Source organism: Herbiconiux sp. SALV-R1 (assembly GCF_013113715.1).
In the GTDB taxonomy this organism is placed as follows: domain Bacteria; phylum Actinomycetota; class Actinomycetes; order Actinomycetales; family Microbacteriaceae; genus Herbiconiux.
Genome location: NZ_CP053344.1, coordinates 1,391,969 through 1,415,765, shown reverse-complemented (window position 1 = coordinate 1,415,765; position 23,797 = coordinate 1,391,969). Strand labels below are relative to the sequence as shown.

Here is a 23,797-nt window from a genome sequence, read left to right as displayed (position 1 = left end):
CGAGCGCGCGGCGCGTCCCGCGACCGCTCGGGTTGCTACTCTGAGGCAACACCGAGGGGGGCGCGGATGGGGAGCACAGAGGCGACTGCGGGAGCGTCACCGGCCGAGACGGCGGCGACGGGGCTCACCGGCGCCGAGGTCGCCGAGCGGGTGGCGGCCGGCCGCACGAACGCGTTCTCGCAAGACACCAGCCGGAGCGTGTGGAGCATCGTCCGCGCCAACGTCATCACGCTCTTCAACGGCATCATCCTCGCCTGCTTCCTGGTGCTGCTGGCGATCGGCCGGTGGCAGGATGCGCTGTTCGGCTTCTCCGCGGTCGCCAATGCGGTCATCGGCAGCGTGCAGGAGTACCGCGCGAAGCGCGCCCTCGACAAGCTCGCGCTGCTCAACGCGCCCCACGCCCGGGTCATGCGCGACGGCGCTGAGGCCGAGATAGCCGTCGAGACGGTGGTGGTCGACGACCTGCTCGTGCTGCGGGCCGGCGACCAGGTGCCGGCGGATGCGCTGGTCGCCCGGGCGCACGGGCTGCAGCTCGACGAGTCGATGCTCACCGGCGAATCCGACCCCATCGAGAAGGCGCCCGGCGACCGCGTGCTCTCCGGCTCGGTCGTGGTGGGGGGCGAGGGCACCGCGCTGGTCGACCGGGTGGGCGCCGACTCGTTCGCGAACTCGCTCGCCGCCGAGGCGAAGCGGTTCTCGCTCGTCGCCAGCGAGCTGCGCTCCTCCATCAACCGCGTGCTGAAGTGGGTGGCCTGGATCATCGGCCCCGTCGCCCTGCTCGTGCTCAACGCCCAGATGATCGCCCAGGGCGGCTGGGTGGAAGCCTGGGAGAGCGGGTCGTGGCGTGACGCCGCCGTGGCGACCATCGCATCCGTCGTCGCCATGGTGCCGCTCGGGCTCGTGCTCATGACCAGCATCACCTTCGCCGTCGGCGCGGTGAAGCTCGCCCGGCAGCAGGTGCTCGTGCAGGAGCTGCCCGCCGTGGAGGGGCTCGCGCGGGTCGACCTCATCTGCCTCGACAAGACCGGAACGCTGACGCAGGGCGACATCGTGTTCGACGCCGCGCATCCGCTCACCGAGGTGCCGGGGTGGGAGGCGGTGCTCGCCTGGTACGGGGTGCAGAACGACGCCAACGCGACGGCGCGGAGCCTCGCCGAGCCCTTCCCCGCGGTGCCCGCCGCGGAGCCGCTCGATCGGGTGGCGTTCTCGTCGGCGCGCAAGTGGAGCGCGGTCACGTTCGGCGACGGCATGTGGGTGCTCGGCGGGCCGGAGATGGTGTTCGCGGGTTCGTCGCACGCGTCGCTCGCCGCCGAGGCGACCGCGCTGGCGGCGACCGGCAGGCGCACGCTCGTACTCGCCCACGGCACGCCGACCGACGACGAGACCGTGCCGGCCGACGCGGTGCCGGTGGTGCTGCTGACGTTCAAGGAGAACATCCGGCCCGACGCCGCCTCGACGCTGGAGTACTTCGCGGCCCAGGGGGTGGGCGTGCGCATCATCTCGGGCGACAACCCGCAGACGGTGGCGGCGATCGCGCGCGAGGTGGGGCTCGACGCGCCGCGCGGCTTCGACGCCCGGGAGCTCCCGGCCGACGCCGCCGAGCTGCTCGCGGTGCTCGACGAGTACGTGGTGTTCGGGCGGGTGACGCCCGACCAGAAGAAGCGCATCGTGGTGACGCTGAAGGCCGCCGGGCACACGGTGGCGATGACGGGCGACGGGGTGAACGACGCGCTCGCCATCAAGGAGGCCGACATCGGGGTGGCCATGAACTCAGGGGCCGCGGCGACCAAGGCGGTGGCGCGACTGGTGCTGCTCGACGGCAGATTCTCGCACCTGCCGAACGTCGTGGCCGAGGGGCGTCAGGTCATCGCGAACATCGAGCGGGTGTCGATGCTGTTCCTCACGAAGACCTCGTACGCGACGTTCCTCGCCATCACCTTCGGCATCCTGCTGCTGCCGTTCCCGTTCCTGCCGCGGCAGCTGTCGGTGACGGATGGGCTGACGATCGGCATCCCCGCGTTCTTCCTCGCGCTGCTGCCGAACGCGCAGCGCTACGTGCCCGGGTTCTTGCGGCGGTCGCTGAGCTTCGCCGTGCCCGCGGGGCTCGCGGTGACGCTCGGCATCGGGGCGTACGCGCGGCTGGCGGCGAACGCTCAGATTCCCGAGGCCGAGATCCGCACCGGGTCGACGCTCATCTTGACGATCATCGGCCTGTGGATCCTCGTCGTGCTGTCGCGGCCGGTCACCCGGTTCAAGGGTGCGGTGATCGGGGCGATGATGGTGGGGCTGGTGCTCGTGTACACGGTGCCGATCGTGCGCGACTTCCTGCAGCTGGTCGACCCGACGCTGCCGACCGCGTTGCTCGTGCTGGTGACGTCGCTGGTGTCGATCGCGCTGATCGAGGTGGTGCGCTTCGCGCACCGCCGCATCGCGGCGCGGGATGCGGAGCGGGCGGTGGCGGGGCGGCTGCGGGCGCGGTAGGGCCCCTTCTTCAGGCGACAGTGCTTGCGGCGAAGTAGCGGCGCCCTGGGCCCACCCAGAGCGGCACGATGACCGCCGCCGAGACGACGAGCTGCACCGCGAGCCCCGACCAGTCGCCGTCACCGGCCACCACGAGGTCGAGCACGGCGAGCAGCACGGCCAGCACCAGCAGGATGCTCGCCACCAGCCTCGACATGCGGCTCGCCCGCGCGACACCCGAGGCGAGCGACACCACGAACAGCCCGAACAGGATCATCGCCACCCCGAGCAGCGTGACGGCGAGCGCCTCCCCACCCTCGGAGGCCTCGGGTGTGTAGCGGAGGAAGATGGCGAGGATGCCGAGCGCGATCTGCGCGATCCCACCGATGTACATCAGCACGACGGCGACCGTGACCAGCCCGGGTCGCTTACGGCGGGCGCTCGACGTCTGAGTCATACGGCCATCGAACCATACGAGCAGCTCCCCGGGCTGCGGTAACGTCGAAGCCGTGCCCCCCACTCCTCCCACGCCCTCCGACCAGGGGCGCTGGACGTCGGCCCACTACTCCCTCCTCGCCTTCGGCCTGAACGCCGCAGCGCTCATCGTGCTCTTCGCGAACCTCCTCACAGGCAACACCTGGTGGCAACTCGCCGTCCCCATCGCCCTGGGCGGCCTCGCCCTCGGCGGCCTCAGCGCCCTCCACTCCCGCCGCCTCCGCTCCCGAGAACGCCGCAACGGCCGGTGAACCCCGCGCCGGACGGCGGGGCGGCGGGGTAGTCTGAGGCGCGCACCCCGCCCCGAGCTTTCAAGGAGACACCCATGTCGGTCGGCCTTCTCGCCGTGGTCGATGACATCCTCACCGCAGCGCTGAAGGCCAGCGCGAAGACGGCGGGTGTCGTGATCGACGACGCGGCGGTGACACCGCAGTACGTGCAGGGTCTCACCCCCGCCCGCGAACTGCCGGTCGTCTGGCGCATCTCCCTGGGGAGCCTGTTCAACAAGTTCGTCATCATCATCCCGATCGCGCTGCTGCTCACCGCGTTCGCACCCTGGGTGCTCCCCTACCTCCTCATCGTCGGCGGCACCTACCTCTGCTTCGAGGGCGCCGAGAAGGTCACCGAGTGGTTCGGCGTGCACCACGGCTCCGAGGGCGACGGCGCGCGCGACGAGCGCAAACTGGTGTTCGGCGCCATCCGCACCGACCTCATCCTGAGCACCGAGATCATGCTCATCGCCCTGTCGAGCCTCGACGAGGGCCTCGGCTTCTGGATGACCCTCGCCGCCCTCGCCGTGATCGCCCTCGGCATGACCGCGCTCGTCTACGGCGCCGTCGCGCTGCTGGTGAAGGTCGACGACATCGGGCTGCGGCTCATGAAGAGCCCCGCCCGCAAGGTGCGCCGGGCAGGAGCGCGCGTGGTGGCGTCGATGCCCGCCGTGTTCCGGGTGATCAGCGTCGTCGGCACCGTCGCGATGCTCTGGGTGGGCGGGCACCTCGTGGTCGCCAACCTCGCCGAGACCTTCTGGACGGGACCCTACGACCTGCTCCACGTCATCACCCACGCCGTCGAAGCCGCGGGCCCCGTCGTGGAGTGGCTCGCCGACACCGCGTACTCGGCGGTGTTCGGGCTCGCGTTCGGGCTGCTCATCGTGCTGATCGTCACGGGCATCACCCGGCTCGTGCGCCGGCGGCAGCCGGCCGCGGCGCAGGCCCACTGAGACCCGGGCCCCCAGAGGCCGCACAGCCAGGTCAGGTCGCGTCCCCGTCCCGCCCCTCCGGCGCGAGCACGATGTCGAAGCGCGTGCTGCTCCAGGTGCTCTTCACCGCGCGCCCGTCCGGTGTCGCCGACCCCGCCGCGTGGCGCACGAAGTCCATCACGAGCGACTCCTTCACCCCGAACACCGAGTCGCTCGCGAGCAGCTCGTCGCCGCGCACGAAGATGTGCGTGATGAGGGTGCGCAGCCCCGGTGCCGTCACCATGAAGTGCAGGTGGGATGCGCGCAGCGGCGACCGCCCCACGCTCCGCAACAGGGCCCCCACCGGTCCGTCGTCGGGGATCGGGTAGGGCGTCGGCGTGAGCCCCCAGAACCGGTACTCCCCCGCCTCGTCGGTGAACAGGTGCGCCCGGCCGGCCACCCGGTCGTCGCCGTACTGCACGTCGTACAGGCCGTCCTCATCCGCCTCCCACACCTCGAGACGCGCGCCCGCCACCGGCTGCCCGTCGAGGTCGGTCACCCGGCCCTCGACCCAGCACGGTTCGCCCGGGGCCCCTCCCGCGATGTCGCCGCCGTGCTCGATGCGGGGAGCATCCGAGGTGAAGAACGGGCCGAACACCGTGGACTCCGTCGCGTCGCCGGAGGCCTCGTTGTTCACGGCGACCGTCATCATCGACACGCCGAGCACGTCGGAGAGCAGCACGAATTCCTGGCGACGCTCGTCGGTGATGTGCCCCACCGCCGTGAGGAACGCGACCGCCGCATCCCACTCCGCCTCGGTGAGGCGCACCTCGCGCACGAAGGCGTGGACGTGCCGCACGAGGGCCTGCAGCACCTCGCGGGTGCGCGCATCCGGTGCCTGATCGAACGAGGCGAGCACGGTGGCGGTGAGTTCCTCCTCGCGCCGGCGCTGCTCGGCCGAGACGGGGGCGTCGCCGCTCACGAGGCGCTCCTGAACTCGGGCTCGCGCAGGCTCTCGACCCCGAGGAAGAAGTCGCGCGACGCCTCGGGGTCGGCCTCCACCCGCAGGTACAGCTCGAAGGCCTCGTCGATGTCGGCCTTCACCCCGTCGTAGACCAGGTGCTTGAAACGGATGGCGGTGGGCGACGCGTTGTCGAGGAACGCGGCGCGGCGGCGTTCGGCGTAGTCGTCGAGCGCCTCGGGGCCGGCATCACCCGCGATGACGGCGGAGAGCCGGTCGACGAGCAGCTCGACGTCGAAGACTCCCGTGGTGAGGCCCATCGCACCCGTGGGGTTGGTGAGGTGCGCGGCGTCGCCCGCGAGCAGCACGCGGCCCACCCTGAACCGCTCGGCGGCGCGCTGATGCATGTGGTACGGCGAGTACTGCACGAGCTCGTAGCGCTTCTCGGTTCCGGGCAGGAACCTCTGCAGGAACGCGTCGATGCGCTCGGGCAGGCCGCTCTCGGGCAGTTCGTCGCTCTCGGCGAAGGTCACCCGCCAGAGGCCCTCGCGGTCGAGGAGGGCGACGATGCAGCCGAGCTGCTCGTCCATCACCATGTTGGCGCGGCCGTAGCCGTAGGCCTCGAAGTCGAAGCGGATGTTCGTCGCCACGAAGCGGTCACCCCACGTCATGCCGGGGAAGTCGAGGCCGAGCGCCTTGCGCACCGTGCTGCGGCCCCCGTCGGCGCCGACGAGCCAGTCGCCACTGAGCTCGCTGCCGTCGTCGAGCACGGCGGTGACGGTGGTGGCGTCTTGACGCACATCCGTCACCCCGGTGCCGCGCAGCACCGTCGCGTGGGGATGGCGCTCGAGGTGCTCGAGGCAGATGCGGCCGAGCTTGTCCTGCCCGAGATTGAGGTTGTAGGGGAAGGGCACGACGCCCTCGATGGCCTGCTGGCTGATCTGCACCGACTCGCCCGTGGAGGGCCGGTGGAAGGTGTTGCCGCGCACGATCACACCCTCGGCCTCGGCGTCTTCGCGCACACCCAGGGCGTCGAGCACCTCGATGACGCACCAGTGGTAGACGGCCGCCCGGGGCGAGTCGTTCAGCTCGGTGTCGCGCTCGACGACCGTCACGCGCACGCCTCGGCGGGCCAGGCCCAGGGCGGCGAGGAGGCCCACCGGGCCGCCTCCGACGACGATGACGTGGGCGGAGTCTGCTGCCATGGGAACCTCGCTGTTCGGACCGGTCGGCGGCCTCGGCACCCTTGCGCGTCAGACCGTCAGACAATTCCCTTCATCATGGCATCGAGGATTCCGGATGTCACGTCGGCGGGTTCTCCGGGGAAACCAGGATGCGCTTCTGGCGGGGAGACAGCGCGAGGAAGAGGATGCCCATCCCGGCCACCAGCACCGCGGCGATGATTGAGAACACGCCGATCGCGGTGAGCAGCGAGCCGTCGTCGGCCGACGCGCCGATCGAGGTGAGGACGATCCCGGCGAGGAGGCCCAGCGCACCGATCGCCAGCATCACCCGGCCCACGGTGAGGACGAGGCGATACGACTTGGCGCCGTGGAAGCTCGGGCGCACGCCGTAGCGGGTGCCGATGTACTGCGACCACCGCTCGCCGGTCCACCACCGGGTGGTGGCCGGGGCGACGGTGTACCAGCCGGGCGCGGGGGCGCCGGCGACCGGTGAGCCCCCCACCTCTCCCGGGAGGGGGCGCAGGGAGAGGTCGTCGGTGAGCGGAACGCCCGTCGGCCGCGGGATGCGCTGCACCGCGGAGGCCTGCACGCCGATGCTCAGCCACAGCACGGCGAGCAGCATCATCGGGATCGCCACGAACGCCACGGTCGACGCCGCGAGCGCGAGCGCCAGTTGCGTGAGTCCGAGCCCGAAGAACACGGCGGCGAACGCGATCGCCGCTCGAGGCTGCTCCGAGGTCGCCCAGTCGATGCCGGGCAGCCCGTCTTTCACGCGCATGCCCGACCACCGCGCACCGTCCCACCAGCGCACCGGGCCGTTCGGGGTGGGGTACCAGCCCATCGGCGGCAGGGTCGGGTCGGTTGCGGCGGGGCCCGCGGCGGGGCCCGGATGCGCGGTGGGCGTGAGCTGAGCGGCGCCCGGATGCGCGGCGGCGGCCGGATGCGCGGTGGGCGCGGGCTGGGCCTGGTACGCGGCCGTCGCCGCCGGCACGACGGGCGCGGCCGTCTCGTGGGCGGTCCACTGCACGCCGTCCCACCAGCGCAGGCGCCCCGGCTCCCCCGCGTCGTACCATCCCGGTGCTGCACTCACGTCGATCGGTCCTCCCCGCATCCGTGCCTTCCATCGTGGCACCACGACGTGAGTCCGCAACCGCAGCGCGGCGCGGCTGCGAGTCATCAGCCCTGCCTCACGCCTGAGCCCTGACTAAGGTGATGTGTTGCAGGGGTTGCTGGGGGAAAGGAACACCGTGATGTCTTGGCGGAGAAGCACACGCGCGGCGACACGAGGCACGGCGATTGGGGCGATGATCACCCTCGCGTTTGTGCTGGGCGGCACGGCTGTCCCCGCTCACTCAGTCCCCGGTGGTCGAGCTCCGACGGTCGCCGCCGCATCGCCGGAGCACACCGCGCGAATCATCCACGACGAAGTGCACCTCCGAGCCACCTGGCGTCCCGTTCTCGTTCCCCGCACCACCACGGAGCTCACCCTGACGCTGCCGTCGGAGCTCGGAGAGATGCAGCTCAGTGGCCTGTCCTGGTGGACGTCCTCGCCCACGCGGGGGTCGATCGACGGTCGCACCGATGGGTCGCCGCTGGTGATCGATGTTCAACTCCCAGACGACCTCGAAGTCGGCGAATCGCTCTTGGTCTCAGTGATCGGAGAGACCGGTCCCTCTCGCGACCAGCTCGACTTGATGTTCAGAGTCTCGGTCACGGCCGAATCCGGCGGAGACCCGTCAGCATTCCCCGTCAGCCTCGCGCTGGCGGAGGCGACGAACAGCGACTTCACCCGCGTGTACACGGGAGACACGCGCCCCGCCTTGATGGCCCCCGGCGCATCCTTCGACCTCGTCGCGCCGACCGGGTTCTGGTCCGAAGCTGCCGCTCCTAACCCCGATGGCCCGGCCGTCATGGCGAAGGCGCAGCTCAGCGGATATCAGAACCCGGCTGTCTACGACGTTCCGTACACGATCTCCGCAGACGGGAGCGTTCTCCAGCTCACCTGGCCCGACCCCATCCCCGAAGGCGTGAACGATAATCGGGCAACGCTCACCGTCTCCTTCGTTCACCCGCTCGATTCTCGAGGCCGTGTCAGAGAGGTGACGTTCCGGTCTCGCGTGGTCGTGCCACAGGACTTCACGACCGAAAGGGTCGGCGGGGCCGACCGATACGAGGTTTCCGCCGCGGTGGCGAAGCGGGCGTACCCGGGAGGCGCAGCAGTCGCCTACGTGGTCACGGGCGAGAGCTTTCCGGATGCACTGAGTGCGGCTCCCGCAGCGGTCACGGAAGACGGACCACTCCTCCTCACCACGCGAGACTCCGTTCCCGAGGTGGTCCTGGAAGAATTGCGCCGGATTGCGCCCGAGCGAATCGTCGTAGTCGGCGGGCCGGCTTCCGTGTCAGAGGAGGTGGTGTCGATTCTCGGTGAGATCGCCGCGACGGAGCGGATCGGCGGAGCTGACCGGTTCGAGGTATCGCGCAACGTGCTCAAGACCGTCTTCACCGACGACATTCGCAAGGTCTATGTCGCGACCGGGGGCAGCTATCCCGATGCCCTGAGCGCTGCCGCGATCGCTGGATCGGAGCGGCGCCCGGTCATCCTGGTCGACGGCTCGGCCGACCGCTTGGATGCAGAGACCGAGGATGCTTTGGGCAGTCTGAACCTCTATGCCACCACCGTGGTCGGCGGATACCAGACAGTTTCCGAGGGCATCGAGGATTCGTTGCAGGCAATGGCCCCGACGACGCGGCTCGGCGGCGTCGACCGATACGACACGTCGCGACTCATGAACGCCGCGACTCGACAGACCATCACTCATGCCTACCTCGTCTCCGGGGAGAAGTTCCCCGACGCCTTGGTGGGCTCGGCGTGGGCAGGTCAGGACGATGTTCTGGTGTTCACGACTCCGGCCGCCTGCATCCCAGGGGCCACCTTGGCGGCTCTCCAGCGGATGGAGGTCGATTCGGTGACCTTGATCGGCGGCACGGCAAGCCTCTCCCCGGCTGTCGAGCATCTCGACCGTTGCGAGTGAAGCCGGCCTTCAGTGCCAGGCGGGCCAGGTTGCGGTGGTGCGGGCGAGTTCGGACTCGATGAGGGGGAGGGTGTCGTAGCCGGCCGCGGCAGCGGCGAGGCGACGGGCCCGCTCGGTGTAGGCGGGCTCGCCCAGCACCCTGAGCACGGCCGCCCGCACGGCCTCGGGGGTCGGGGTACCCGTGCGCAGGTCGACGCCGGCGCCCGACCAGGCGACACGGGCCGCCACCTCGGGCTTGTCTTCGGTGCCGCCGGCGACCACGAGCGGAACGCCCTCACCGAGCGCCTGCTGCACGCCCCCGTACCCGCCGTTCGTCACCATCACCGCGCAGCGCGGCAGCAGCTCGCCGTACGGCAGGTACGACGCCACCCTCGCGTTCGCGGGCACGGAGGGCAGCGCCGACTCGGGGCGGCCGCCAAGCGAGACCACGACAGTGACGTCGACGTCGGCCAGGGCGCTGAGCGTCGGCTTCACGAGCCGGTCGAAGTCGCGGTTGTCGATGGTGCCCTGCGTGACGTGCACGACCGGCCGGGCCCCGTCGAGGTCGCCCCACCAGCGCGGATGCTCGGCCACGGCACCACCCGCCCCCGCCCCCGCACCCGAGGGCATCGTCCCCACGAACGCCGTGTTCGGCGCGAGGTCGCTGCGCGGGTACTCGAACTCGGCCGGGCACAGCTGCAGGAAGCGGTCGAAGGCGCTCGAGATGTCCATCACGAACAGGTCGAGGTGCGGGATGCTGAGCTCGGCGAACAGCGACTCGGCGAGGCGCTGGGTCTTGCGGAACAGGACCTTCTTCGCGACGAGGCCGAGCATCCGGTTGCGCACCCGCCCGAGCGGCGACGAGGAGGGCGGCATCGCCGTGCCGTAGGGCGCCACGTCGCTGCTGCTCTGCGAGAGCGGCGTGACGCCGAGCGCCACCACGGGCGGGCGCGGGCCGCCGCCGAGCAGCAGCGGCGCCACCCCCGCAAAGGCCCCGTCGACGAGCACCGCGTCGGGCTGCACCTCGGCGAGCGCGCGGCTCACCGCCCGGTACTGGTCGGGGATGGTGCTCACGAAGATGCGCTGGATGTCGTACTGCGCCTGCGCGAGACCCCGGTAGCGATCGCGGTCGGGCAGGTAGCTCGGCACGTCGCGGTCGTCGAAGTCGGCGGCGCCCTCGAGCGGCCGGAACTCGGCGCCGACGCCCCGCACGCGCCCGGCGAAGCGCGCGCCCGTGAGCACGACGACGCGGTGGCCGCGCTGCACGAGATGGGCGGCCGCCGTGAGCATCGGCACGACGTGCCCGTGGATCGGCGAGCTGCAGACGAGATAAGTCGACATAGCTAGGTTTTAGCACACACATATTGATTGACGTAACGCTCTATCGAATAGCAGAATACCCCCATGACATTTCTCACCTGGTGGTTCCGCGTCGTGGGCCTCATCAACATCGTGCTCGGCCTGCTCTGGATGCCCTTCCTCAACGCGGCGCGCCTCGAACTCACCGTCCCGGGCTGGGACGCTCCGATCGGCGGCACGGCGTACCGCGGCTTCCTCGACTTCACGATGCTGTTCGGGCTCGACCTGCTCATCCTCGGCGCGTTCCTCATCGCCGCGTCGTTCCGGCCGCGGCGGAGCACCATCTTGGCGTGGCTCGCCATCACCCTCTCGGTGGTGCGCGGCATCCTCGACGACATCTACATGATGGCCGCCGGCTACCCGGTCGTCGGCATGCTCGTGTTCATCGCCCTGCACCTCGCCATCGTCACCACGGGTCTGCTCGCCCTGCGTGCCGCCGGCCGCACGAGGGCCGCGACCCCCTAGGATCACGGCATGGCCCCCCGCAGCTACAGCTCGCCCATCCGCGAGGAGGCGTCGGCACAGACCCGCCGCCGCATCGTGCAGGCGGCGAGCACGCTGTTCTCCCGCGACGGCTACCAGGGCACGACGATGCCCGCCATCGCCAAGGAGGCCGGCGTGTCGGTGCAGAGCGTGCACCTGGCTGGGCCCAAGAGCGCCTTGCTCATGGCGGCGTTCGAGCTGGCCCTCGCGGGCGACGAGGGCACGCATCCGCTCTACGAACGTCCGGCGCTCGCCGAGATCATGGCGCTGCCGCCCGCGGAGGCGCTGCCCGCCTACGCACGCTTCCTCGCCGAGGCGAACGCGCGCACCGCGGGTGTCGACCGTGCACTCTACGTGGCGGCCGAGACGGATGCGGGGGTCGCCGCCGCCGTCGACGACCTGAACCGCAGACGGCACCACGACCTCCGCATGGCGATCAGCTGGATGGAGGCCCACAGCCTCCTGCACGGCGACGTCGACGCCGACGAGCGGGCCGAGGTGCTCACCCACCTCGTCTCCCCCGCCACCTACCGCTTCTTCGCCCGCGAACGCGGCTGGAGCGACGAGCGCTACCGCACCTGGCTCCTCGACGCGATCGAGCGCCTCGTCATGCGCGCGCCCGCCTGAGCCGCGGCGGGCCGGGCATACGGCGCGGCGCGCCTCGCTCAGCTCATCGAGTCGAGGATGAGGGTGAGGTCGTCGAGGGTGGTGCGGGGGTTGAGGATGGCGAAGCGGGCGTTGGGCCGGCCGTGGTGGGCGCTCGGCGTCACGAACGCGACCTGCTCGTCGAGGAGCCTCGACGACCACCTGCCGTAGTCGGCCTTGTCCCAGCCGACGCGCTCGAACACCACCACCGAGAGCTGCGGCTGTCGCACCAGCTCGAACTCGGGCCGCTCCTCGATGATCGCGGCGATCTCCTGCGCCAGGCGCAGCGACCCCGTGATGGCCTCGCGATACGCGGCAGCCCCGTAGCTCGCCAGCGAGAACCACAGCGGCAGGCCGCGCGGCCGGCGAGTGAGGTGGGCGGCGAAGTCGGAGGGGCTCCAGTCGGTCGTCTCGGTGAGGGTGTCGAGGTAGTCGGCGTGCTGGGTGTGCGCCCGGCGCCCCAGCTCGGGGTCGCGGTAGAGCAGCGCGCACGCGTCGAAGGGCGCGAACAGCCACTTGTGCGGGTCGACGACCAGCGAGTCGGCGCGTTCGACGCCTGCGAAACGGATGCGCGCATCCGGTGACAGCATCGCCGACAGCCCGTAGGCGCCGTCGACGTGGAACCAGACGCCGTGGCGGGCGGCCGCCTGACCGATGCCGTCGAGGTCGTCGACGATGCCGAAGTTCGTGGTGCCGCCGGTCGCCACCACCGCGAACACGCTGCCGCCGTGCTCGGCGAGCGCCTCCTCGACGGCGGGCCCGCGCAGGGTGCCGTCGTCGTCGACGGGGACGGCAACGATCTCGACGTCCATGACGCGGGCCGCCGAGGCGATCGAGGAGTGCGCCTCGGCGCTGCAGACGACGCGCCACCGGTCGGGTGCGGGGGCGCCCGCCTCGCGTGCCTTCTCGCGGGCCGTCTCGCGCGCGGCGACCAGGGCCGAGAGGTTGCCGAGCGTGCCACCCTGCACGAACACCCCGCCCGCGCCGGTGGGCAGCCCGAACTCGGCGGCGAGCCAGCGCAGCACCTCGTTCTCGGCGTGCACCGCCCCCGCGCCCTCGAGCCAGGAGCCGCCGTAGAGCGCGCTCGCCGACACGACGACGTCGAACGCGGCGGCAGCCTTCGACGGAGCGCACGGGATGAACGAAAGGTAGCGCGGGTCGTCGGTGGTGATGCAGGCGGGGGCGAGGATGTGCTCGAAGATCGACAGCGCCTTCGCCCCGCCGATGCCCTGCTCGCTGATGGTGACGCCCGCCAGGCGGCTGAGCTCCGACGGCGACTGCGGTTTGTCGAGCGGGGTGTCGGCCATGAGCAGCCGCTGCCGCGAATAGTCGAGCACCCGATCGACGATGTCGCGGTTCTCCTCGGTCACCTCGTGCATGCGAGCGGACTGTGCGGTTGTCATGGCATCCTCCGCTGCACACGATAACAACTCGACCCGCCCCCGGGGCGGTAAGTTCGTGGGGGTGGGGGTCGCCTGGCGACGCCCCGAGTCGCAGACGAGCCTCAGGAGATGTCATGGCCGAACAGCCGCCCCTCGACCCCACGACCACCGACGCCTGGAAGGGCCTGCAAGGCATCGCCGACGGGTTCGCCCCCGACCTGCGCGCCTGGTTCGCCGCCGAACCCGAGCGCGCCGGGCGCTACACCTTCCAGGCCGGCGACCTCACGGTCGACCTGTCGAAGAACCTCGTCACCGAGGAGATCCTCGCCCACCTGCTCGAGGTCGCCGAGGCCGCCGGCGTGTCCGGCCGCTACCAGGCGATGATCGAGGGCGAGCACATCAACGTCACCGAAGACCGTGCCGTGCTGCACACCGCCCTCCGCCGCCCTGCACCGGGAACGGATGCTGCGGCACGCCTCGACCCCGCCTCCGGGTTCGTCGTCGACGGCGCCGACATCGACTCCGAGGTGCAGGGAACGCTCGACAAGGTGTTCGCGTTCGCCGACCGCGTGCGCTCCGGCGAGTGGACGGGCGTGACCGGCAAGCGCATCGAGACCGTCGTGAACATCGGCATCGGCGGCAGCGACCTCGGCCCCGTGATGGTCTACGAGGCACTGAAGCCGTACGTGCAGGAGGGCCTCGAGGCCCGCTTCGTCTCGAACATCGACCCCTCCGACATCTACGAGAAGACCGCAGACCTCGACCCCGAGACCACGCTCTTCATCGTCGCCTCGAAGACCTTCGGCACGCTCGAGACGCTCACCAACGCCCGACTGGCCCGGCAGTGGCTGTGGGAGCGGCTGGGCGCATCCGGAGCCATCGCCGACGATGAGGACGCCCGCACCGCCGCGGTCGCCAAGCACTTCGTCGCGGTGTCGACCGCTCTCGACAAGGTGGCCGCCTTCGGCATCGACCCCGAGAACGCCTTCGGCTTCTGGGACTGGGTGGGCGGCCGCTACTCGGTCGACTCCGCCATCGGCACGAGCGTCGCCATCGCCATCGGCCCCGACGGCTTCCGTGACTTCCTGGCCGGTTTCCACGCCATCGACGAGCACATGCGCACCACCCCGCTCGAGCGCAACGTTCCCGTGCTGATGGGCCTGCTCAACGTCTGGTACACGAACTTCCTGGGCGCGCAGAGCCACGCCGTGCTGCCGTACGCGCAGTACCTGCACCGCTTCCCGGCGTACCTGCAGCAGCTCACCATGGAGTCGAACGGCAAGAGCGTGCGCTGGGACGGCTCCCCCGTCACCACCGACACCGGCGAGATCTTCTGGGGCGAGCCCGGCACCAACGGTCAGCACGCCTTCTACCAGCTCATCCACCAGGGCACCCGGCTCATCCCCGCCGACTTCATCGCGGTGGCCAACCCCGCGCATCCGCTCAAGGACGGCACCGGCGACGGGCACGCCGTGCAGCCGGGCGCCGACGTGCACGCGCTCTTCCTCGCCAACTTCTTCGCCCAGACCAAGGCCCTGGCGTTCGGGAAGACGGCGGATGAGGTGCGTGCGGAGGGCACGGCCGAATCGGTCGTCCCCGCCCGGGTGTTCAGCGGCAACCGGCCGACCACGTCGATCCTCGCGCCGGCGCTCACCCCGTCGGTCGTCGGCCAGCTGATCGCGCTGTACGAGCACATCGTGTTCACCGAGGGCACCATCTGGGGCATCGACTCGTTCGACCAGTGGGGCGTCGAGCTCGGCAAGCAGCTCGCCCTGCAGATCGCGCCGGCCGTCGACGGCGATGCCGCGGCGCTCGAGTCGCAGGACTCGTCGACGAAGTCGCTCATCGCGAAGTACCTGGAGCTCCGCACGAACTGAGCAACCCCCTTGGCTCACGGCCGGGGGTGGCGTAGAAGGGGAGGACGGCGACAACAGGAGGCGCGATCGAGTGGCGCATCATCTGATGACTCTTCCCTCCGGACAGACCGTGGGGGTCTCGGCGGCGGGCGACCCGCTGGCGGAGCGGCTGGTGCTGTTCTGCCTGCCGACCCCCGGGGCGGGGTTGTTCGACCCCGACCCCGAGGTGACGAGCCGCTGGGGGGCCCATCTCGTCACCCTCGACCGGCCCGGCTACGGGTCGACGCCCCCGCTCGCCGAGCAGGCCGACGGGGCGCGCGCCGACCGCACCGGCATCCACGACCGAGCCGACGACCTCGCCGAGTACCTCGTGCACGCGCGCGTGGTGGCCCGCGACTCGGGCGCGGGCGACCTGGGGCCGGTGGGTGTCGTGGGCTGGGGCACCGGCGGCATGGTGGCGCTCTCGCTCGCGGCCCGGCATCCGCAGCTCGTCGACCGGGTGGTGACGTTCCAGACCGCCGCCCCGAACGGCTTCGTCTTCGACCCCTCGCTGCAGGCCGTGCCCCCGTTCGGCACGGAGGCGCTCGGCATCCCCTCCGACGACCCGCTGCTCGATCGGCCCGGGCTGAGCAACCGCCTCGACCGGATGCTCGAAGAGGCCTCGCTGCAGGGCGCCGCGGGCGTCGAGGCCGACCGTCGCGCCCTCGTCGACGCGTCGTGGTCGAAGGAGCTGAAGAACATCAGGGCCGAGGTGCGCCTCGCCTACGCCGATGACATGAGCACCGTCGATCGCTACGACGGCAACTGGTACCGCCGTCGCATCCGCACCTCGCGGGTGGTGCGGGTGAGCGGAGGCGGCGCCCTCGCGCTCGCCACCCAGTGGGCCCGCGTGCTCGCGCACGTCGCGCCCGACCACGGCGGCCTGCCCGAGCACACGCGTGAGGGCGGGCCGGCCGAGCGGCGCTGAGCGGGCCTCGGTCTCTCCCCTCATGGCCTGGGACGGATGCGGGACCTGCGCCTCAGGGCTAGGGTCACGATCATGAGCGATCCGAACACGCAGGACGAGCCCATCATGAGCGGTTCCGACGAGGCGACCCACGACGAGAAGGCGGCGGGGCGCGACGCGCAGGAGCGCGCCGACGCCGAGTTCTACGACAAGAAGAACGTCGCCGATGCGGCCCGGAGCGACGACGACCCGGCGGTCTCACACTACGCGAACCCGTCGAGCGCCGAGCTCGGCCACAGCCTCGACCACCCGGAGGGCACCCGCAAGGGAGCGCCGGGCACCGACCAGCGCGACTGAGCGCGGGTTCGATCGAGCGCGGGGCCGGCCCCGCTCACGCCGTCAGCACGACCGGGCCGTCCTCCGTGACGGCGATGGTGTGCTCGGTGTGGGCGGCGCGACTGCCATCGGCGGAGCGCACGGTCCACCCGTCGGGGTCCATGCGGATGCGCGCCGTCGTCTTCGCCCACCACGGCTCGAGCGCGAACACGAGGCCGGGTCGGAGACGGTAGCCGCGGCCCGGGCGGCCGGTGTTGCAGATGAAGAGGTCGCCGTGCATCGTGCGGCCGACGCCGTGCCCGCCGAACTCGCGGTTGACCGGGTAGCCGTAGCGGGCAGCCACCGCCCCGATCGCCGCAGAGAGGTCGCCGATCCGGTTGCCCGGCACCGCGGCGGCGATGCCCGCGGCGAGCGCCTCTTCGGTCGAACGGATGAGCGCGAGGTCGTCGGCCGCGGCCTCACCCACCACGACGGTGACGGCGGCGTCGGCCACCCAGCCGTCGACGGAGGCGGCGAAGTCGAGGCTCAGCACGTCGCCGTCGCGCAGGGCGTAGTCGTGCGGGAGGCCGTGCTGTGCCGCGTCGTTGACCGAGAGGCAAATGGTGTTGCGGAAGGGGCCGTTGCCGAAGGAGGGCGCGTAGTCCCAGTAGCACGACTCGGCGCCCCGGCGCGCGATGGCGTCGCGGGCGCCCTGCTCGAGGTCGAGCAGGTTCACCCCGACGGCGGCGCGGGCGGAGAGCTCGTCGAGGGTGGCGCGCACGAAGGCGCCTGCCGCGCGCATCTCGTCGATCTCGGAGGGGATATGCAGCTCGATCATGCTGGTATGATAATACCGTTCAGCGGGATGAAAATACCGCTCCTGGAACACGGCTCGATCGAGGGAGGATCCGCCTGATGGTGCGCGCACCGCTCACCCCCGAACAGCTCGAGGCGGGCCGCCGTCTCGGCGAGCTGCTCCGCGCGGCACGCGTCGGCCGCACCTTGGCCGAGGTCGCCACCGATGCCGGCATCTCCCCCGAGACACTGCGCAAGATCGAGACCGGCCGGCTCCCGAGCCCCGCCTTCGGCGTGATCGCGGCGCTGGCCGCCACGCTCGGACTGTCGCTCGACGCCCTCGCCGCCGAGTGGGCCGCCGCGATCGCGGGCAGCGGTTCGGCCGACGCCCGCGAGCCCCGCTCGGCCTGAGCTGTCCGCCCAGAGCGGATTCGGCCCGGCTCTCGACGAGGTCGCCCCGCTCGTCGGCGCCGACTCGTAGGCTGGGAGTCATGGCCACCTGGGAGAGCACCCGACCGTACTTCGAGCGCGCGGCGGTCGCGCACCTCGCCACCCTGCTGCCCGACGGGGCACCGCACTCCGTACCGGTGTGGGTGGGCGTGGAGGGCGAGAGCCTCGCCGTCTTCATGATCGCCGACTCCCGGAAGGACAAGAACCTCCAGCGCGACCCGCGCGTGGCGATCTCGGTGACGAACCCCGAGAACCCGCTCGACATGGCCTCCGTGCGGGGCGTCGCGACCCGGCGGGTGGTCGGCGCGGAAGCGATGGAGATCGTCGATCGCATCGCGGTCGCGTACACCGGCGAGCCCTACGAGCTGCGCAGCGGGCTCGCCGCCTACCTCATCAGGCCCGAGAAGCTGCAGGTGCAGAACTACTCGGGCTGAGACGCTGAGCCGCTACACCGGCTGAGGCACCCGGTACTCCGCGATGGTGCGCCGGCACACCTCGTCCCACGGCGTGGGCTCGAGGCCGAAGTGCGCGCGCGACGCCGAGTCGTCGAGCACGTAGGGGCGCGACCACTGGTAGGAGAGCTCGCCGAGCTCGCGCAGCATCGGCGAGAACACGGAGCCGAGCTTCGTGAGAGGCACCGGGATGCTGCTCACCGGCACCGCGGGCAGCCCACCGGCCGCGAGCACGTCGGTCAGCGTCTGGCGCTGGCTCCGCGGCGCGTTGGTGGGCACGTGCCAGACCCTCCCGTGCGCAGAGGGGTCTTCGGCAGCCGCGACGAGCACACGCGCCACGTCGAGCACGTCGGTGAAGCTGTGCGGCAGATCGGGATCGCCGAACACCCGCGCCCGCTTCCCCGCCCGCGCCGTCGGCAGCTGCCGGGTGATGTGCCCGTTCTGACCCACCCCCGGGCCCACGTAGTCGGAGCCGCGCACCTCGACGGCGCGCATCCGCCCCGCCTCGTGCTCGGCTCGCGCCTCGGCCCACATGCGCGCCCGCAGCCGGCCCTTGTGGTCGGTCGCCGCGTCGGGCAGCTCCTCGGCCATCGGCCCGTCGACCGGACCGTAGGGGTAGAGGTTGCCCGTGATGGCGTACACCGCTCCGGAGCGGCGAGACGCCTCGAGCAGCGCGGCGGCGAGCGGCGGCCAGCTCGTCTCCCACTGCGTGTAGTCGCCCGGGTTGGCGCAGTTGTAGAGCACCGACGCCCCGTCGGCCACTCGCGACAGCGCCTCGGCGTCGCCGGCGTCGGCCCGCACCCCCGTGACGCCGGGGATGCCGGTCTCCCGCCCGGAGCGGGTGACGACCACCACCTCCGAGCCGCGCTCGGCCAGCAGTGCTGCGACGTGGCGCCCGACGGGGCCCGCCCCCACGATGACGTGTCGATCGGTCATGGTCTTCTCCTCTCAAATCGAGAGCACCGCTCTCACAACGAGGATGACACCGGAGCTGCGAAAAAGCAAGAGCACTGCTCTCGTTTGTTGCACATGCTCTCGCCGATGCGGCACAGTGGGGTGATGAGCACGGCGACACCACGAGCGAAGACGGCGCGGGCCCGGGCGCGGGAGCAGATCACCGCCGACATCCTCGCCGCCGCCCGCGTGCGGCTCGCGGAGGAGGGGCCCGCCGCTCTCTCGCTCCGCGCGGTGGCCCGCGACGTCGGCATGGTGTCGTCTGCGGTGTACCGCTACTTCGCCAGCCGCGACGAGCTGCTCACCGCCCTGCTCGTGCTCGCGTACGACGACCTGGGTGCCGCGGCCGAGGCGGCGGATGCTGCGGTCACCGATCGCGACGCCGTGCGGCTGCGCTGGGCGGCGGTCATCGCCGGCATCCGCGGCTGGGCCCTCGCGAACCCGGGCGACTACGCCCTGCTCTACGGCTCCCCCGTGCCGGGCTACGCCGCCCCGCAGACCACGGTGGAGCCCGCCACCAGGGTGATCGTCTCCATCCTCGGCATCGTCATCGACGCCTACCGGGCCGGCACCCTCGTCGTCGCCGACGGCCCGTCGACCCCGGGGTCGCCCGAGGAGGCCGCCGATCGTGCAGCCGTCGCCGGGGCGATCGGCTTCGTGCGCCACCGGGGCCTCGTCGACGAGACCGAGGAGGTGCCGCTCGAACTCGTCGTGCGCACCCTCATGGCCTGGACCACCGTCTTCGGCACGCTCTCGTTCGAGCTGTTCGGCCACCTGGTCGGGTCGGTCAGCGACCTCGACGCCTACTACGCCCTGCTCACCGAACGACTCGCCTCCGATCTGGGGTTCACCCGCGGCTGAAGACGGGCGGCTGAAGCGATAGTCTCGCCTCACAGCTCATCGACACCTTGGGGGACACCGTCATGACATCAGCTGCGCCCGTCGCGCCCGCATCCGTTCCGCTCGACCAGCCGTACTACGGTGCGCCGTTCGGCGAAGCCGTCTCGCGGTTCTGGAAGAAGTACTCCGTGTTCACCGGCCGCGCCGGCCGTGCCGAGTACTGGTGGTGGTACCTCGTCGCCGTCATCGTGAACACTGTCTTCAACACGGCGGCGCTGCTGCTCGGCGGCTACGGCATCCAGCTCGACGGCACCTATGCGCCTCCCGGAGCGGGCGCGATCGTCGTGTTCGTGCTCTGGGGCATCTGGGCCGTCGCCACCTTCGTGCCGGGCTTCGCCCTGCTGGCGCGCCGCCTGCACGACACCGATCACAGCGCGCTGTGGATCCTGATCGGCTTCGTGCCGGTGGTCGGCGGCATCATCCTGCTGGTGTTCACGCTGACGGCACCCGTTCCCTCGGGAGCGCGCTTCGACGCCTGAGGGGAACCGCTCCGGTCTCCGGTGAATCAGCGGTACGGATGCGCGGAGGGCACCCAGCAGCGCACCGCGTCACGATACCGGCGGAAGTCGTCGCCGAAGCGTTCCTCCAGGTCGGCCTCCTCGTAGGGCCGCACGACCAGGTTCCACAGCAGTGAGCCCGCCAGGGCGTACGCGACGACGAGCCACGACCCGAGCAGCAGCCCGACCGCGACGCCCTGGACGATCCCCGCGACCGCCATGGGGTTACGCACCCAGCGGTAGGGGCCCACGACGACCAGTCGGTTGGCCATCTCGGAGGGCAGCGGCGTGCCGCCACCCTGAACCGCCATGATCGCCGCCGACCAGAGCCCCAGTGCGCCCGCGACCACGAACACGACGGCTCCGATCACCGTGACGGCCGTGGTCACCACCGGGGGCGTCACCACGCCCAGGGCGGCGAGCGGCAGTCCCACCCTCCACCGGTGCTCCAAGGCCGTGATGACCAGCGGGATCACGACGAAGAAGACCCCCCAGAACACCACGATCTGCGCCGCCGTCACCGCGAGGTTCACGGCCGGGCCGCGGCGCGCATCCGCCGGCCGGAAGGCGAAGGGGCCGGTGACGATCCACTCGGTGGGCACACGCCCGAGCATCAACGCCGTGGCGGCCACGAGCGATCCCCCGGTCGCCGCCACCATGATGAGCACCCCCCACCCGGCGCCTCCCCCGAGGGTGGCGAGAAGGGCGAGCGCCAGGGTGACGAGGGCCGTCCAGGCGGCGACCACGAGGGAGACGCCTCGCGCGATGCGGAGGGGTGTCGCAGCGAGCGCCGACGCGACGACGAAGAGCGGGATGTCGAGCGCGGCGACGGCGACCGGGTCGAGGATGCCGAGGGTCGCCTCCCTCACCCACGGAATCGTGAACACCGCGACCCACCACACCGCGCCGCACAGGGCCTGCACGGCGAAATAGGCGCGCGCCAGCCTCGCCGGCGGGGTCGTCTCGGCGCCTCGGCGCTCGTCTGAAGAGAGAGTGATGAGCCCATTCTGGCAGGCGCGCGGCCGGCCCTCCGCGTTACGGCCTCGTAAACTGATGCGGCGAGGTCTTGATAAGCAGGAGCAATCACTGCGAGCATCCTCGTCATGAAGCAGATCGTGCTGGGAGCCTTCGAGATCGTCGGCCCCACCTTCCTCAGCAACGCCTGGAGCCACCCTGATTCCGACACCGGCGCCTTCACCTCGCTGGCCTACTGGCAGGAGCTGGCGCGGGCGCTCGACGCGGGCGGGTTCGACTTCCTGTTCTTCGCCGAGGCGCTGGGCTACCCCATGACGGCGGAGGGCGCCTCGGAGGTGGCGCTCCGCGAGGGGGTGCAGTTCCCGGTGCTGGAGCCGCTCAGCCTCATCACCGGTCTCGCGGCCACCGTCGACCGGCTCGGCTTCGTGGTGACGACCTCGACCACCGCCGAACGGCCGTTCACCAACGCCCGCCGCTTCTCGACCGTCGACCACCTCACGGCCGGTCGCATCGGCTGGAACATCGTCACCTCCGACAACCAGGAGGCGATGGTGAAGCTGCTCGGCGAGACGGGCGTGACGCCCCACGACGAGCGCTACCGCCGCGCCGACGAGTTCGTCGACCTCTCGCTGAAGCTCTGGGAGGGGTCGTGGGAAGACGGCGCGCTGGTGATGCGCAAGCACGATCGCGAACTCGTCGACCTCGACCGCCTGCACGAGATCGAGCACCACGGCGAGCACTTTGACCTCGAGGGCTACTACCCCGTGCCGCCCTCGCCGCAGCGCACCCCCACCCTGTTCCAGGCGGGGGCGTCGACCCGCGGCAAAGACTTCGCGGCCACCTACGCCGAGTGCGTCTTCATCCAGGAGCGGAGCATCGACAAGGGTGCAGAGCTGGTGCGCGAGCTGCGCGCCCGGGCCGCCTCGCACGGCCGCGACCCCCGGTCGCTGCGCCTCGTGAACGGGCTGTCGGTGGTGGTGGCGCCGACGGAGACCGAGGCGAGGCGCCGCCGTGAGGAGCTGACCACGGCGCCGAGCCGCGAGGCCATGGGCGCCCTGTTCATGGGCTGGAGCGGTGTCGACCTGCTCTCGCTCGACCCGGAGGCGACCCTCGCCGAGATCCGCACCGAGGTCGGTCAGTCGCTGCTCGCCCAGTACCAAGACCCCGAGCTCACCGTGGGCGGCGTGCTCGACCGGCTGCGGGAGACGATGGGCGGCTACAAGGTCACGGGCACCCCCGAGAGCGTCGCGCAGCAGATCGAGGAGATCGTCGCCCGCACCGACGTCGACGGCTTCCTGGTCGAGCACTCCGTGGGCGGGGTCGCGACCTACCGCGACTTCATCGACCAGGTGATGCCGCTGCTGCGCGAGCGAGGGCTCCTGCCCGAGGAGCCCCGGCGAGGCACGCTGCGCGAGATGCTCACCGGGGGGACGGCGCGGTTGCCCGCCGACCATCCCGGCGCCCGGTATACGGTGTAGCCCATGCACGACGAGTCCGCAGCGAGCGCGGAGGTCCCCTCCTCGTCGATCGGCCGCCTGGTGAAAGACGCCCGCTCCCGCGCCGGTCTGTCGATGCGGGCGCTGGCCGCGCGCTGCGAGGTGAGCCAGCCGTTCCTCAGCCAGATCGAACGCGGACACACCGCTCCGTCGCTGGCGACCCTGTACCGCATCGCCGCCGCCCTCGGGGTGTCGGTGAGCTCCCTGCTGCCCGAGGCCGTGTCGACCCCCGACATCCTGCACGTCGCCGCCGACGGGGGCCGGATGCTGCCCGTCTCCCCCGAGGCCGACTCCGCCTCGGGGCGCCTCCTCACCATCGGCGCCGGGCATCCGCTCGAGGTGGTGGAGTATCGCGTGCGACCGGGAGAGACGCTCGGCGGCTGGTTCACCGGCGACGGCGAGCAGACCCTCTTCGTCGTGGAGGGCAGGGTGACGGTCGAGCTGGCCGGCGAGGGCAGCTGGGTGGTGGAGGCGGGCGGTGCGCTCACGCACCCGTCGAACGTGCCCCACCGGTGGAGCGCCGGCGCCGAGCCGTGCCACCTGCTGCTGGCGGTGGCGCACCGGGCGCCGGGTGGCCCGTCGGCGTGATCAGCCGCGCAGGATCGAGCTCATCTTCTTGCCGCGGGCGACCTCGTCGACGAGCTTGTCCATCCAACGGATCTTCTGCATGAGCGGGTCGTCGATCTCTTCGACGCGCAGCCCGCAGATCACCCCCGTGATGAGCTCGGCGTTCGGGTTGAGGGCGGGCGCCTCGGCGAAGAACGCCTCGAGGGTGGTGTCGTCGGCGATCACGCGCTCGAGCTCGGCGGCGTCGTAGCCGGTGAGCCAGGAGATGACCTCGTCGACCTCGGCCTTGCCGTGGCCCTTGCGCTCGGCCTTGGCCAGGTAGTGCGGGTAGATGGCGGCGAAGGGGGTGCCGAAGATGCGGTGCGACATGGGTCAACGCTAGCGGTGCGCGCCGACGGGCGGGAGGCCGAGGGGGGAAACGACGGGCGGGAGCC

Annotated in this window: 25 protein-coding genes; 15 read left to right on the top strand and 10 right to left on the bottom strand. The window is 71.4% G+C overall.

Going from position 1 to position 23,797, the window contains the following annotated elements:
* Positions 1-66: 66 nt before the first annotated feature.
* Entirely contained in the window at positions 67-2,481 is a 2,415-nt protein-coding gene (locus HL652_RS06855) for an HAD-IC family P-type ATPase (protein WP_171704639.1), read from the top strand.
* 10 nt (positions 2,482-2,491) lie between these two features.
* Here the strand turns inward: HL652_RS06855 and HL652_RS06850 are convergent, their stop codons facing one another.
* Positions 2,492-2,917, bottom strand: coding sequence for a hypothetical protein (locus tag HL652_RS06850; protein ID WP_253743700.1), 426 nt, complete (start codon positions 2,915-2,917; stop codon positions 2,492-2,494).
* Between the two features lie 52 nt (positions 2,918-2,969).
* Here HL652_RS06850 and HL652_RS06845 point away from each other — a divergent pair, with 52 nt between their 5' ends.
* Both HL652_RS06845 and HL652_RS06840 read left to right on the top strand, forming a co-directional pair.
* Complete coding sequence (locus HL652_RS06845) at positions 2,970-3,206, top strand: hypothetical protein (protein ID WP_171704638.1); 237 nt, start codon at positions 2,970-2,972, stop codon at positions 3,204-3,206.
* A 74-nt stretch (positions 3,207-3,280) separates the two neighbouring features.
* Entirely contained in the window at positions 3,281-4,177 is an 897-nt protein-coding gene (locus HL652_RS06840; protein WP_171704637.1) for a DUF808 domain-containing protein, read from the top strand.
* A 31-nt stretch (positions 4,178-4,208) separates the two neighbouring features.
* Here HL652_RS06840 and HL652_RS06835 read toward each other — a convergent pair whose 3' ends face one another.
* The 3 genes from HL652_RS06835 to HL652_RS06825 form a co-directional block, all read right to left on the bottom strand.
* Positions 4,209-5,117, bottom strand: coding sequence for a dioxygenase family protein (locus HL652_RS06835; RefSeq protein ID WP_171704636.1), 909 nt, complete (start codon positions 5,115-5,117; stop codon positions 4,209-4,211).
* Positions 5,114-6,301, bottom strand: coding sequence for an FAD-dependent oxidoreductase (locus tag HL652_RS06830; RefSeq protein WP_171704635.1), 1,188 nt, complete (start codon positions 6,299-6,301; stop codon positions 5,114-5,116). Before HL652_RS06830 ends, HL652_RS06835 begins: the two co-directional genes overlap by 4 nt.
* A gap of 97 nt (positions 6,302-6,398) precedes the next feature.
* Positions 6,399-7,370, bottom strand: a complete 972-nt coding sequence (locus tag HL652_RS06825; protein ID WP_171704634.1) for a DUF2510 domain-containing protein — start codon at positions 7,368-7,370, stop codon at positions 6,399-6,401.
* Positions 7,371-7,584: 214 nt separating this feature from the next.
* Between HL652_RS06825 and HL652_RS06820 the strand changes: the two genes are divergently transcribed.
* A complete protein-coding gene (locus tag HL652_RS06820; protein WP_171704633.1) occupies positions 7,585-9,312 on the top strand; it encodes a cell wall-binding repeat-containing protein in 1,728 nt (575 codons plus the stop codon).
* Positions 9,313-9,321: 9 nt separating this feature from the next.
* Here the strand turns inward: HL652_RS06820 and HL652_RS06815 are convergent, their stop codons facing one another.
* Positions 9,322-10,632, bottom strand: a complete 1,311-nt coding sequence (locus tag HL652_RS06815; protein WP_171704632.1) for a nucleotide disphospho-sugar-binding domain-containing protein — start codon at positions 10,630-10,632, stop codon at positions 9,322-9,324.
* Between the two features lie 63 nt (positions 10,633-10,695).
* Between HL652_RS06815 and HL652_RS06810 the strand changes: the two genes are divergently transcribed.
* Both HL652_RS06810 and HL652_RS06805 read left to right on the top strand, forming a co-directional pair.
* Positions 10,696-11,115: a BphX family protein gene (locus HL652_RS06810; RefSeq protein WP_171704631.1), complete on the top strand. Its 420-nt coding sequence runs from the start codon at positions 10,696-10,698 to the stop codon at positions 11,113-11,115.
* A gap of 9 nt (positions 11,116-11,124) precedes the next feature.
* Positions 11,125-11,760: a TetR/AcrR family transcriptional regulator gene (locus HL652_RS06805; RefSeq protein ID WP_171704630.1), complete on the top strand. Its 636-nt coding sequence runs from the start codon at positions 11,125-11,127 to the stop codon at positions 11,758-11,760.
* 38 nt (positions 11,761-11,798) lie between these two features.
* Here the strand turns inward: HL652_RS06805 and HL652_RS06800 are convergent, their stop codons facing one another.
* The gene (locus HL652_RS06800; protein WP_171704629.1) at positions 11,799-13,181 is read right to left on the bottom strand and encodes a pyridoxal phosphate-dependent decarboxylase family protein; all 1,383 of its coding nucleotides are present in this window, start codon (positions 13,179-13,181) and stop codon (positions 11,799-11,801) included.
* 113 nt (positions 13,182-13,294) lie between these two features.
* On the opposite strand from HL652_RS06800, the gene pgi reads away from it, so the two are divergent.
* From pgi to HL652_RS06785, 3 genes are all read left to right on the top strand, one after another.
* Positions 13,295-15,037: a glucose-6-phosphate isomerase gene (pgi, locus tag HL652_RS06795; RefSeq protein ID WP_171704628.1), complete on the top strand. Its 1,743-nt coding sequence runs from the start codon at positions 13,295-13,297 to the stop codon at positions 15,035-15,037.
* An 85-nt stretch (positions 15,038-15,122) separates the two neighbouring features.
* Positions 15,123-15,983, top strand: a complete 861-nt coding sequence (locus HL652_RS06790; RefSeq protein ID WP_171704627.1) for an alpha/beta fold hydrolase — start codon at positions 15,123-15,125, stop codon at positions 15,981-15,983.
* Positions 15,984-16,055: 72 nt separating this feature from the next.
* Entirely contained in the window at positions 16,056-16,319 is a 264-nt protein-coding gene (locus HL652_RS06785; protein WP_171704626.1) for a hypothetical protein, read from the top strand.
* A gap of 34 nt (positions 16,320-16,353) precedes the next feature.
* Here the strand turns inward: HL652_RS06785 and map are convergent, their stop codons facing one another.
* The gene (gene map, locus HL652_RS06780; protein WP_171704625.1) at positions 16,354-17,115 is read right to left on the bottom strand and encodes a type I methionyl aminopeptidase; all 762 of its coding nucleotides are present in this window, start codon (positions 17,113-17,115) and stop codon (positions 16,354-16,356) included.
* A 77-nt stretch (positions 17,116-17,192) separates the two neighbouring features.
* On the opposite strand from map, the gene HL652_RS06775 reads away from it, so the two are divergent.
* Positions 17,193-17,483, top strand: a complete 291-nt coding sequence (locus HL652_RS06775) for a helix-turn-helix domain-containing protein (protein WP_171704624.1) — start codon at positions 17,193-17,195, stop codon at positions 17,481-17,483.
* Between the two features lie 80 nt (positions 17,484-17,563).
* Positions 17,564-17,956 (top strand): TIGR03618 family F420-dependent PPOX class oxidoreductase, encoded by a 393-nt coding sequence (locus HL652_RS06770; protein WP_171704623.1) that lies wholly within the window; start codon positions 17,564-17,566, stop codon positions 17,954-17,956.
* A gap of 12 nt (positions 17,957-17,968) precedes the next feature.
* On the opposite strand, the gene HL652_RS06765 is transcribed toward HL652_RS06770, so the two are convergent.
* Positions 17,969-18,910 (bottom strand): NAD-dependent epimerase/dehydratase family protein, encoded by a 942-nt coding sequence (locus tag HL652_RS06765; RefSeq protein WP_171704622.1) that lies wholly within the window; start codon positions 18,908-18,910, stop codon positions 17,969-17,971.
* Between the two features lie 123 nt (positions 18,911-19,033).
* Here HL652_RS06765 and HL652_RS06760 point away from each other — a divergent pair, with 123 nt between their 5' ends.
* Both HL652_RS06760 and HL652_RS06755 read left to right on the top strand, forming a co-directional pair.
* The gene (locus HL652_RS06760; RefSeq protein WP_171704621.1) at positions 19,034-19,789 is read left to right on the top strand and encodes a TetR/AcrR family transcriptional regulator; all 756 of its coding nucleotides are present in this window, start codon (positions 19,034-19,036) and stop codon (positions 19,787-19,789) included.
* Positions 19,790-19,851: 62 nt separating this feature from the next.
* Positions 19,852-20,307, top strand: coding sequence for a DUF805 domain-containing protein (locus HL652_RS06755; protein WP_171704620.1), 456 nt, complete (start codon positions 19,852-19,854; stop codon positions 20,305-20,307).
* A 26-nt stretch (positions 20,308-20,333) separates the two neighbouring features.
* Here the strand turns inward: HL652_RS06755 and HL652_RS06750 are convergent, their stop codons facing one another.
* A complete protein-coding gene (locus HL652_RS06750) occupies positions 20,334-21,194 on the bottom strand; it encodes a methyltransferase family protein (RefSeq protein WP_371743596.1) in 861 nt (286 codons plus the stop codon).
* Positions 21,195-21,428: 234 nt separating this feature from the next.
* On the opposite strand from HL652_RS06750, the gene HL652_RS06745 reads away from it, so the two are divergent.
* On the top strand, positions 21,429-22,778 hold the full coding sequence (locus tag HL652_RS06745) for an NtaA/DmoA family FMN-dependent monooxygenase (protein ID WP_171704618.1): 1,350 nt from the start codon (positions 21,429-21,431) through the stop codon (positions 22,776-22,778).
* A gap of 3 nt (positions 22,779-22,781) precedes the next feature.
* Positions 22,782-23,384 carry a helix-turn-helix domain-containing protein gene (locus HL652_RS06740; protein ID WP_171704617.1) on the top strand — a complete coding sequence of 201 codons (603 nt, stop codon included), beginning with the start codon at positions 22,782-22,784 and terminating at the stop codon, positions 23,382-23,384.
* Here HL652_RS06740 and HL652_RS06735 read toward each other — a convergent pair whose 3' ends face one another.
* On the bottom strand, positions 23,385-23,732 hold the full coding sequence (locus HL652_RS06735) for a DUF2200 domain-containing protein (RefSeq protein WP_171704616.1): 348 nt from the start codon (positions 23,730-23,732) through the stop codon (positions 23,385-23,387). It abuts the gene before it with no gap.
* Positions 23,733-23,797 lie beyond the last annotated feature (65 nt).

What these genes read in the sequence shown, in the direction of transcription:
- HL652_RS06855 (WP_171704639.1), top strand. Translation starts at nt 67, where the DNA reads ATGGGGAGCACAGAGGCGACTGCGGGAGCGTCACCGGCCGAGACGGCG.
- HL652_RS06850 (WP_253743700.1), bottom strand. Translation starts at nt 2,917, where the DNA reads ATGACTCAGACGTCGAGCGCCCGCCGTAAGCGACCCGGGCTGGTCACG.
- HL652_RS06840 (WP_171704637.1), top strand. Translation starts at nt 3,281, where the DNA reads ATGTCGGTCGGCCTTCTCGCCGTGGTCGATGACATCCTCACCGCAGCG.
- HL652_RS06830 (WP_171704635.1), bottom strand. Translation starts at nt 6,301, where the DNA reads ATGGCAGCAGACTCCGCCCACGTCATCGTCGTCGGAGGCGGCCCGGTG.
- HL652_RS06820 (WP_171704633.1), top strand. Translation starts at nt 7,585, where the DNA reads ATGATCACCCTCGCGTTTGTGCTGGGCGGCACGGCTGTCCCCGCTCAC.
- HL652_RS06815 (WP_171704632.1), bottom strand. Translation starts at nt 10,632, where the DNA reads ATGTCGACTTATCTCGTCTGCAGCTCGCCGATCCACGGGCACGTCGTG.
- HL652_RS06810 (WP_171704631.1), top strand. Translation starts at nt 10,696, where the DNA reads ATGACATTTCTCACCTGGTGGTTCCGCGTCGTGGGCCTCATCAACATC.
- HL652_RS06805 (WP_171704630.1), top strand. Translation starts at nt 11,125, where the DNA reads ATGGCCCCCCGCAGCTACAGCTCGCCCATCCGCGAGGAGGCGTCGGCA.
- HL652_RS06800 (WP_171704629.1), bottom strand. Translation starts at nt 13,181, where the DNA reads ATGACAACCGCACAGTCCGCTCGCATGCACGAGGTGACCGAGGAGAAC.
- pgi (WP_171704628.1), top strand. Translation starts at nt 13,295, where the DNA reads ATGGCCGAACAGCCGCCCCTCGACCCCACGACCACCGACGCCTGGAAG.
- HL652_RS06790 (WP_171704627.1), top strand. Translation starts at nt 15,123, where the DNA reads ATGACTCTTCCCTCCGGACAGACCGTGGGGGTCTCGGCGGCGGGCGAC.
- HL652_RS06785 (WP_171704626.1), top strand. Translation starts at nt 16,056, where the DNA reads ATGAGCGATCCGAACACGCAGGACGAGCCCATCATGAGCGGTTCCGAC.
- map (WP_171704625.1), bottom strand. Translation starts at nt 17,115, where the DNA reads ATGATCGAGCTGCATATCCCCTCCGAGATCGACGAGATGCGCGCGGCA.
- HL652_RS06775 (WP_171704624.1), top strand. Translation starts at nt 17,193, where the DNA reads ATGGTGCGCGCACCGCTCACCCCCGAACAGCTCGAGGCGGGCCGCCGT.
- HL652_RS06770 (WP_171704623.1), top strand. Translation starts at nt 17,564, where the DNA reads ATGGCCACCTGGGAGAGCACCCGACCGTACTTCGAGCGCGCGGCGGTC.
- HL652_RS06765 (WP_171704622.1), bottom strand. Translation starts at nt 18,910, where the DNA reads ATGACCGATCGACACGTCATCGTGGGGGCGGGCCCCGTCGGGCGCCAC.
- HL652_RS06760 (WP_171704621.1), top strand. Translation starts at nt 19,034, where the DNA reads ATGAGCACGGCGACACCACGAGCGAAGACGGCGCGGGCCCGGGCGCGG.
- HL652_RS06755 (WP_171704620.1), top strand. Translation starts at nt 19,852, where the DNA reads ATGACATCAGCTGCGCCCGTCGCGCCCGCATCCGTTCCGCTCGACCAG.
- HL652_RS06745 (WP_171704618.1), top strand. Translation starts at nt 21,429, where the DNA reads ATGAAGCAGATCGTGCTGGGAGCCTTCGAGATCGTCGGCCCCACCTTC.
- HL652_RS06740 (WP_171704617.1), top strand. Translation starts at nt 22,782, where the DNA reads ATGCACGACGAGTCCGCAGCGAGCGCGGAGGTCCCCTCCTCGTCGATC.
- HL652_RS06735 (WP_171704616.1), bottom strand. Translation starts at nt 23,732, where the DNA reads ATGTCGCACCGCATCTTCGGCACCCCCTTCGCCGCCATCTACCCGCAC.